Origin of the sequence: Streptococcus mitis, from assembly GCF_001579035.1 — a bacterium.
GTDB classification, from domain to species: Bacteria; Bacillota; Bacilli; order Lactobacillales; family Streptococcaceae; genus Streptococcus; species Streptococcus mitis_J.
In genome coordinates this window covers 192533-193177 of the sequence record NZ_KQ970286.1, presented here as the reverse complement: position 1 = coordinate 193177, position 645 = coordinate 192533, and the positions used below count along the sequence as shown (strand labels likewise).

At 42.3% G+C, this 645-nt stretch carries 1 protein-coding gene; it reads left to right on the top strand.

What is annotated here, in order from left to right; genetic code table 11:
• Positions 1-568: uracil-xanthine permease family protein (locus SMIDD26_RS03255; protein ID WP_280630509.1), on the top strand; the 568-nt coding region annotated here is incomplete at its 5' end.
• Between the last annotated feature and the right edge of the window lie 77 nt (positions 569-645).

The following is a 645-nucleotide window of genomic DNA, read 5'->3' as shown; positions in this document are numbered from 1 at the left end:
TGGTCCAGAAACTATCGCTATCTTGCCAATCGCTATCGTAACAATTTCTGAACATATCGGTGACCATACTGTTTTGGGTCAAATCTGTGGCCGTCAATTCTTGAAAGAACCAGGTCTTCACCGTACTCTTCTTGGTGACGGTATCGCAACTTCTGTTTCTGCCTTCCTTGGTGGACCAGCCAATACAACTTACGGAGAAAATACTGGGGTTATCGGTATGACTCGTATCGCTTCTGTCTCAGTTATCCGTAACGCTGCCTTTATCGCGATTGCCCTTAGCTTCCTTGGTAAATTCACTGCCTTGATTTCAACCATTCCAAACGCTGTACTTGGTGGTATGTCAATCCTTCTCTACGGAGTTATCGCAAGTAATGGTTTGAAAGTTTTAATCAAAGAACGTGTAGACTTCGCTCAAATGCGTAACCTAATCATCGCAAGTGCTATGTTGGTCCTTGGACTTGGAGGAGCTATCCTTAAACTTGGTCCAGTTACACTTTCAGGTACTGCCCTATCAGCCATGACAGGAATCATCTTGAACTTGATCTTGCCATACGAAAATAAAGACTAAGAGTCTAAACATATCAAAAAACGAGCATTTCCAATTACGGAAGTGCTCATTTTTCTTCTTTCTAAAAAAGGAAAGCC